At 67.5% G+C, this 8,682-nt stretch carries 6 protein-coding genes; 5 read left to right on the plus strand and 1 reads right to left on the minus strand.

The features are described 5' to 3' along the window. Positions 1-1,003 (minus strand): MFS transporter (locus tag CBW50_RS27465; RefSeq protein WP_253252015.1); only part of this gene is annotated, 1,003 nt, incomplete at its 3' end. Positions 1,004-1,133: 130 nt separating this feature from the next. Between CBW50_RS27465 and CBW50_RS27470 the strand changes: the two genes are divergently transcribed. The 5 genes from CBW50_RS27470 to CBW50_RS27490 all read left to right on the plus strand — a co-directional run. Then, positions 1,134-2,027 carry a LysR family transcriptional regulator gene (locus tag CBW50_RS27470; RefSeq protein ID WP_086148436.1) on the plus strand — a complete coding sequence of 298 codons (894 nt, stop codon included), beginning with the start codon at positions 1,134-1,136 and terminating at the stop codon, positions 2,025-2,027. Further along, positions 2,024-2,668 carry a DUF6000 family protein gene (locus CBW50_RS27475; RefSeq protein WP_086148437.1) on the plus strand — a complete coding sequence of 215 codons (645 nt, stop codon included), beginning with the start codon at positions 2,024-2,026 and terminating at the stop codon, positions 2,666-2,668. The genes CBW50_RS27470 and CBW50_RS27475 overlap by 4 nt, the downstream gene beginning before the upstream one ends. 243 nt (positions 2,669-2,911) lie before the next feature. Then, a complete protein-coding gene (locus CBW50_RS27480; protein ID WP_086148438.1) occupies positions 2,912-5,953 on the plus strand; it encodes a calcium-binding protein in 3,042 nt (1,013 codons plus the stop codon). Between the two features lie 90 nt (positions 5,954-6,043). After that, on the plus strand, positions 6,044-8,230 hold the full coding sequence (locus tag CBW50_RS27485; protein ID WP_086148439.1) for a type I secretion system permease/ATPase: 2,187 nt from the start codon (positions 6,044-6,046) through the stop codon (positions 8,228-8,230). Further along, positions 8,227-8,682: biotin/lipoyl-binding protein (locus CBW50_RS27490; protein ID WP_139842674.1), on the plus strand; the 456-nt coding region annotated here is incomplete at its 3' end. The genes CBW50_RS27485 and CBW50_RS27490, both read left to right, overlap by 4 nt.

Consider the following 8,682-nt stretch of genomic DNA (forward strand, 5'->3'; position numbering starts at 1 on the left):
CCGCCGCGGCCAGCAGCAAGCCCGCCGCGCACAGGGTGGCGGGCTCGAACCAGCGCAACAGCAGCGCCGCCAGCATGGGCACGAGCAGCAGCGGCGCGGCCAGCGCCGTCATCAGCCGGCCCGCCGCCAGCGCGGACATATGGTCGATGCCGATGAAGCGCCCCGGCAGCATGACGATGAGCACGATGAACAGGAAGGCGGGCGAGGCGGCCAGCACTTGCACGGCGACAAAGCGGCGCTGGCGGAACAGGGTCAAGTCCAGCATGGGCTGCGCCGTCCTGCGTTCGATCCTGATAAAAATGAAAAACAGCAGCACGGACGCGGTGATGGACAGCAGCACGCCCCCGCTGCGCCAGCCGTGTTCGGGCGCCAGCAGCATGGCCAGGGTCAGCAGGGCCAGCGCGACGCTGAAGCTGATGGCGCCAGGCCAGTCCGGCCGGCCCTTGCCGCACGGCGCATCGGCCGGCACGCTGGTCCATACCAGCAGCATGCCGCCGCCGCCCAGCGCGGCCGTGGCGTAAAAGACGGCCGGCCAGCGCGCCAGCTCCAGCATGGCGCCGGCCGCCAGCGGGCCGAAGGCCAGGCCCAGGCCGAAGGTCGTGCCCAGCACGCTCATCACGCGGTTGCGGGCGGCGCCGCGGAACAGGGGCGCCAGCGAGGACATGGCGGCGGCAAACGCGGCCGCGCCGCCCAGGCCTTGCAGCAGGCGCAGCGCGGCGATCCACGCCACGGACGGCGCGACGGCGATGGCCAGGGTGGCCGCGCAAAACAGCGCCAGCCCGGCCAGCCAGACGCGGCGCCGTCCCAGCACGTCCGTCAGGCTGCCGGCCACCATCATGGCGCTGCCATAGCTGAGGATATACGCATTGATGACCCAGTTCAGGGCCGTGGCGCTGCCGCGCAGTTCGGCGGCCAGGGCGGGCAGCACGACGGCCGGACCCGTGAAGCACAGGGGAATGAGCAAGCCCGTCAGGCAGGCGGCCAGCACTTGCAGTGTCAGCATGAAATGTGAAGAGGAGGGCATGGGTAGGGGAGCAGAAAGAAGGAGCGGCGAGTATGGCGCGGCCGGCATTGAAGAAAAATGGGCTAAACTGACGAACATATCGGACAAAAACGTCTTCAATGGGGTTCATATGGATAGCCTGGGCGGCATCGCCATGTTCGTGCAGGTGGCCGACAGCGGCAGTTTTTCGGCCACGGGGCGGCTGCTGGGCCTGTCATCGTCGGCCGTGGGCAAGAGCGTGGCGCGCATGGAGGCGCGCCTCGGCGCGCGTTTGTTCCAGCGCAGCACGCGGCACCTGGCGCTGACGGACGAGGGCGAAAAATTCTTGCAGCGCTGCAAGCGCATCCTGGCCGAGGTGGAAGCGGCCGAGCGGGAATTGAGCGAGTCGAGCAGCGGCCCCAGCGGACGCCTGCGCATCAGCCTGCCGCGCTACAGCGGCTTGTTCGAGCCGGCCATCGCCGCCTTCATGCTGGCGTATCCCGCCATCGGGCTCGACCTCGATTTTTCCGACGCCATGGTCAATCTCGTCAGCGACGGCTATGACGCGGCCGTGCGCACGGGCGAACTGGCCGACTCGGGCTTGATGCGGCGCAAACTGTGCACGTTCCGCCGCCTGCTGGTGGCGTCGCCCGCCTACGTGGCGCGCCATGGCCGGCCCGCCGACGGCGCCGAACTGCTGCGGCACCAGCGCCTGCACTACCGTTTTCCCGCCACGGGCCGCCTGGAGCCGTGGCCGCTGGTGGACGAGGCTGCCCAGCCGCCGCCCGGCATGGTGTGCAACAGCGTGGAAATGCGCGTCTTCCTGGCCGTGCAGGGGCAGGGCATCGCCTACCTGCCCGCGTTTGCCGTGCAGCGCGAACTGGCGGCGGGGCAGCTGGTGTCGCTGCTGGACGAGCACACGCAGGCGCACACGGCGTTCTGGCTGCTGTGGCCGGCCAGCCGCCACCTGCCGCCGCGCCTGCGCGCCTTCATTGATTTCCTGCTGCAACAGCTGCAAGACCAGACTTATGGAGCACCGCCATGACGGCAGATTCTTCCCTGACAGCGTTGCAGCGCCACGTGGCGGGCGCCACCGTCAGCCACGACCATCCGTTTCCCGTGCCGCCGCAGCCGCCGCAGGAGCCGCTGACGCCGGACTTGCGCGACGCCTGGGTCCGGCCCCTGTACATGGGCTTGCACCTGCCCCAGGCGGCCGCATGCGTGGCGCGGCTGGCACAGGCGGACGACGCCGTCATCGCGCGCCTGCTGGGACAATTCGACTGGCGCAGCCGCAAGGCGGGCGCCAGCCTGGCCGCATGGATGCAGCGCCCCCACTTTACGGCGCAGCTGGGCGGCCTGCTGCTGGCCAGCGAAGTGTGCTATGCGGGCAGCGCATACTGCCTGGCGCTGGCCGCCTTCGACACGCCGGACAGCCGCGATTATCTGCACCGCTATCTGGCCTACTATTTGCGCCAGCCCAAGCTGCACTTTGAGCAGGCGCAAGCCATGGCCGCCATCGCCTGGCTTGACGGCAGGAACGGCAGGGACGAGGCGGCCCGTCACGCCCCGGCCTGGCGCGCCTTCCTCGCCAGCCGCCCGGGCCTGACCCTCGACGCGTCGCTGGCGGCGTTCGCGGCCGACATGGACCGCTTGCGCGCCCTGCAAGCCCTGGCGCGCGCCGGCTAGCATCGCTCCGGCCGGCGGCTACACGGCGCCGCGCCATCCCCCGGCCCCACGCGGCCGTTCCCTCCCCACATCCCGCTTTCATGACATTTGCGTGACAAATGGCAGTGCTTCCCCGCCCGGGCTGTCACTGCAGGGTGCACGCTGAACCTGCTTTTCGATGCGGCACGACTTTGCCCTCCATGCCGGCTTGCGCCGACATGTCCACTCGTGATTTTTTTAAGTTTAACGACAGGAAACTGCAACATGACTGAAAAATTTGAATCCGCCGCCTTCGCGCCGTCGGCCGAAGCGGCCGGCGTGTCCGCCATCGACGCCTACCTGAACAGCCTTGCGGCCCCGCAGCGCTTCATCGGCACGGCCGGCGCCGATGTGCTTAGCGGCACCACGGGCGCCGACGTGCTCGAAGGCCTGGCCGGCGACGACACGTATTACGTCAACCACAGCGGCGACGTGATCGTCGAACTGGCCAATGGCGGCAGCGACAAGGTGTATACCAGCGTCAATTACACGGTGGCCGAGCATGTCGAGAACGTGTACCTGACCGCCGCCGGGCTGACCGTGACGGGCAGCGCCAACACCAATAATGTGTTTCACGTCGACAGGGCCGGTGGCAACAGGATCGATGGCGGCAGCGCGGGCAACTCGGTCGTTTATTTCGATTCCAGCGTGGGCGTGACGGCGACGCTGCTGGGCCCGAATGACCTTCAGACGGCGCCAGCGGGCAGCGATGTGCTGGTTAACCTGATGAGCATCGCCGGCAGCAAATTCGACGATGTCCTGACCGGTAACGAGCTCAAGAATGCCCTCTCCGGCGGTTTCGGCAACGATACCTTGCGCGGCGGCAAGGGGGACGACCTGCTGATCGGCTTGCAGGGTGACGATACCTATATTTTTGCCCGGGGCGACGGCGCCGATACCCTCGTGGAAACGGAGGAGGCGGGCAGCCGCAACGTCGTGTCCTTCCTGGCCGGCGTCAGCGCCGACCAGCTGTGGTTCCGCCGGGTGGGCTCGGCCCTGGAAGTGAGTACCATCGGTACCGGCGACAAGATCACCATCAATGCCTGGTTTGTTGGCACGGCGCCGCGCATCCATGAATTCCGCACGGCCGACGGCCGCGTGCTGCTGGGCAGCGATGTGGATAAACTGGTGCAGGCGATGGCCACGCTGCAGCCGCCGCCGGCTGGCCAGCTGACTTTGCCTATCTACGAAGCCACCGTCCTCGCTCCCGTGCTGGCGCAGAACTGGCGCACGGAAGGCCCGAAGCAGCCGACCAACGGCGTTTTTGCCGGCACGGCGAACCCGGACATCATCAAGGGCACGGCCGGCGCCGACGTGATGGCGGGTCTGGGAGGCGACGATATCTATTACGTCAACCATGGCTACGATATGGTGATCGAGCCGGCTGGCGGCGGACGCGACACCGTCTACACCACGGTCGATTACACGCTGGACGCCAATGTTGAAGAGGTGCATGTCAGCGCCGCCGGCTTGGCGGTGACGGGCAACGGCAACGCTAACGTCTTCCACGTCGATGCTGCCGGCGGCAATGTGCTGCGCGGCATCGGGACAAACACCTCGGCCACCTATGCCGCCTCCAGGGCTGGCGTGACGGCCACCATGATTTCCATCAACGATGCTGCCACGGCCCGCCCGGGCAGCGATGTGCTGGTCAATATTTCCAGCGTGACAGGCAGCGCCTATTACGACGTGCTGTCCGGCAACGAACTGGCCAACACCCTGTCCGGCGGCCTGGGTAACGACACCCTGCAAGGCGGCAAGGGCGACGATCTTCTCGTCGGCGGCCTGGGCGACGACACCTATGTCTTCGGCCGCGGCGATGGCGCCGACATCATCGCCGAGTCCTCGGCGGATGCCAATTACGATGCCATCACCTTCCTGGCCGGCGTCAATATCGACCAGCTGTGGTTCCGCCAGGCGGGCGCCGACCTGGAGGTGAGCACCATCGGCACGACGGACAAGATCACCATCCGGGCCTGGTCGGCGGCCACGCCGAACATCGAGCAATTCCGCACGGCCAGCGGCCACGTGCTGCGCGGCGCCGAGGTGCAGCTGCTGGTGCAGGCGATGGCGAACCTGGCGCCGCCGCCGCTGGGCCAGCTGACCCTGCCTGCCGCCACGGCCAGCGCCCTGGCGCCCGTGCTGGCCCAGGCCTGGCACTTCAACGGCCCCACGCAACCGACGGGAGCAACCTTCACCGGCACGGCGAACGCCGACGTCATCAACGGTACGGCCGGCGCCGACCTGATGCAGGGCCTGGGCGGCGACGACACCTATTCTGTCAACCACGCGGGCGACTTCATCGTCGAGGAGGGCAACGGCGGCAACGATACGGTGTACACCAAGGTCAACTATACGGTGCCCGACAACGTAGAAATCGTCCGCCTGAACGGCGCCGGCCTGACCGTGACGGGCAGCGCTTATACCAGCAACATCTTTTATGTCGATACGCCCGGCGGCAACGTGCTTGACGGCGGTGGTGCCGGCAATATGCTCAATTACACCGGCGCCAGCGCGGGCGTGACGGCCGCCTTTGCGCCCGTCGGCGGCCCCGTGATTGGGCGTCCCGGCGTCGACGTGCTGGCCAATTTCAGCATTGTCATCGGCAGCACCTTCGATGACGTGCTGACCGGCAATGAGACCAAGAATACCCTCGTTGGCGGCCTCGGCAACGATACCTTGCAAGGGGGCAAGGGCGACGACGCGCTGGCTGGCGCGCTGGGCAACGATACTTATATCTTTGCCCGCGGCGACGGCGTCGACGTCATTACCGAGGCCGACGAGGCGGGCAGCCGCGACGTGGTGTCCTTCCTGGCCGGCGTCAGCGCCGAGCAGCTATGGTTCCGCCAGGTGGGCACGGCCCTGGAAGTGAGCACCATCGGCACCGGCGACAAGGTCATGGTCACGGGCTGGTACGAAAGCGCGCCGCGGCGCATCGAGGAATTCCGCACGGCCGATGGCCGCGTCTTGTTGGGTAGCAATGTACAAAACCTGGTGCAGGCGATGGCGGGCCTGACGCCGCCGCCGGCCGGCCAGCTGACCTTGCCTGCCGGCACGGCCGCCGTCCTTGCGCCCGCGCTGGCGCAGAACTGGCGTGCTGCGCAGCAATTCGGCGTGGCCATGCAGGACGGTTCCGGCGCTTGGCAAGCCGATCCGGGCCAGCTGGTGCAGGCCATGGCCGGTTTCGCCGTGCCGGCAGCCGCATCGGCGCCGTGGTCCGGCCACGGCAGCCCGTCGACGCAGATCCAGCTGGCGGCGGCGCATTAATCGCTTGAGCACGTAGTTCCACCCCCGCGCGGCCGGGCCGGCCCTGCATGTCCCGGCCTGGCTGCGCCATTGACTTCTTGATATCGCCCGATGACAGCTTTCTCATACCGCAACGATCCGCCGCCCCTTGAACCCACATCACCCGACACGGGCCTGCTGTCGCTGCTGCTGATGGCCAGCCTGCACGGCGTCGCCGCCGACGGCGCCCGGCTCAGGCACGCTTTCGGCCAGGCCGTGTTCACGCGGCAGACCATACTGCTGGCAGCCAAAGACCTGGGCTTGACGGCCAGGCTGGTGCGCCAGGCGCCGCAACGGCTGGCGCAAGCGCCGCTGCCCGCCATCGCCATCGGTCACGACGGGCGTTTCTTTATTCTCGGCAAGGTCGACAGCAGCGACGGCGCCGTGAGCAAGGTGCTGATTCAGCATCCGGGCCAGCCGCCGCAGATCCTCGGCCGCGACGCATTCCTCGCCGCCTGGTCGGGCGAACTGATCTTTTTTACCAGCAAGGCCAGCTACGCGGGCGAGACGGCCCGCTTCGACTTCAGCTGGTTCATCCCCGCCATCGTCAAATACCGCAGGCTGCTGGGCGAGGTGCTGCTCATTTCCTTCGTGCTGCAGCTGATCGGCCTGGCCACGCCCCTGTTTTTCCAGGTGGTGATGGACAAGGTGCTGGTCAACCACGCCATGCAGACCTTGAACGTGGTGGCCATCGGCCTGGTCTGCGCCATCGTCTTCGAAGCCGTGCTGGGCATGATACGCACCTATGTTTTTGCGCGCACCAGCAGCAAGATCGACGTGGAGCTGGGCGCGCGCCTGTTCCGCCACCTGCTGGCCCTGCCGGTGGCGTACTTCCAGGCGCGCCGCGTGGGCGATTCCGTGGCGCGCATCCATGAACTGGAAAATATCCGCTCCTTTCTCACCGGCAATGCCATGACCCTGGTGCTCGATGTGCTGTTTTCCTTCATCTTCATCGCCGCCATGCTGTGGTACAGCGCCGCCCTCAGCGTCGTCGTGCTCGCGTCGATTCCCGTCTACGCGGCCCTGTCGATGCTGCTCACGCCCGTGCTGCGGGGGCGCTTGAACGACAAATTCAACCGCAGCGCGGAAAATCAGTCTTTCTTGGTTGAAACTATCAGCGGGGTCGACACGCTCAAGTCCATGGCCGTCGAGCCGCGCTGGCAGCAGCAGTGGGAAAAGCAGCTGGCCGGCTATGTGTCGGCGGGTTTGTCGGCGAACAACATCGGCATGCTGGCCAGCGGCGGCGTGACACTGGTAAGCAAACTGGTGACGGCGGCCATCATGTGGTGGGGCGCCACCCTCGTCATCGACGGGAAAATGACGGTGGGCGAACTGGTGGCCTTCAATATGCTGGCGGGGCAGGTGGCCACGCCCATCCTGCGCCTGGCGCAGCTGTGGAACGATTTCCAGCAGGTGGGCATCTCCATGAGCCGCCTGGGCGACATCCTCAACGCGCGGGCCGAGGCGGGCAGCCAGAAGGCGCGCCTGCCGCGCATCGCCGGCGCCATCGACTTCCAGCAGGTGGGTTTCCGCTACCGCCCGGACGCGGCCGAAGTCTTGCGCGATGTGTCGATTGCCATCGCGCCCGGCGAGGTGATCGGCATCGTCGGGCGTTCCGGCTCCGGCAAGAGCACGCTGACGCGGCTGGCGCAGCGCCTCTACATTCCCGAGCGGGGCAGGGTGCTGATCGACGGGCAGGACATCGCCGTCATCGACACGGCTTCGCTGCGGCGCCAGATCGGCGTAGTGCTGCAGGAAAACATCCTGTTCAACCGCTCCGTGCGCGACAATATCGCCCTGAGCGACCCGGCGCTGCCCATCGATGCGGTCATTGCCGTGGCGAAACTGGCGGGCGCCCATGATTTTATCTGCGAGTTGCCAGAAGGATACGACACCATGGTGGGCGAACACGGTACGGGCCTGTCGGGCGGCCAGCGCCAGCGCATCGCCATCGCCCGCGCCCTGATCGGCAATCCGCGCATCCTGATCTTCGACGAGGCGACGAGCGCGCTCGATTACGAATCGGAAAAGATTATCCAGGACAATATGCGCGGCATCTGCGCGGGGCGCACGGTGCTGATTATCGCCCACCGCCTGTCGGCCGTGCGCGAAGCGAACCGCATCGTCGTCATGGAGCGGGGGCAAGTGGCGGAACTGGGCAGCCACGACGCGCTGCTGAAGCGGCCGGGCGGCATCTACGCCCACCTGTACAGCCTGCAGCAGGGCGGCGTCGGGAGCGCAACAGGGGACGCAACATGAACGCCGGCCACCGTCTCCCCGCGTATGGCGAATTGTTGCAACGCTATGGCCAGGTACTGCGGCACAGCTGGCGCAACCGCGCCAGCCTGGGCGGCCCCGTGCTCAGCGAAGACGAGGCGGCCTTCCTGCCTGCCGCGCTGGCGCTGCAGGAGCGGCCCGTGTCGCCGTCGCTGCGCCTCACTGCGCGTGTGCTGATGCTGCTCGTCGCCTGCGTCGTGCTGTGGGCCGTGTTCGGCAAGGTCGACATCATCGTCAATGCGGCCGGCAAGATCATTCCGTCCGGCAACACCAAGACCATCGCTTCCGTCGACGTGGCCGCCGTGCGCGCCGTGCACGTGCGCGAGGGGCAGGCCGTGCAGGCGGGCCAGCTGCTGGTGGAGCTCGACAGCCGGGGGCCGGACGCCGAGCGCGACAAGGCGGCCGGCGACGCCGTGGCGGCCGCGCTGCAGGCG

The organism is Janthinobacterium sp. GW458P, from assembly GCF_002127585.1.
In the GTDB taxonomy this organism is placed as follows: domain Bacteria; phylum Pseudomonadota; class Gammaproteobacteria; order Burkholderiales; family Burkholderiaceae_D; genus Janthinobacterium.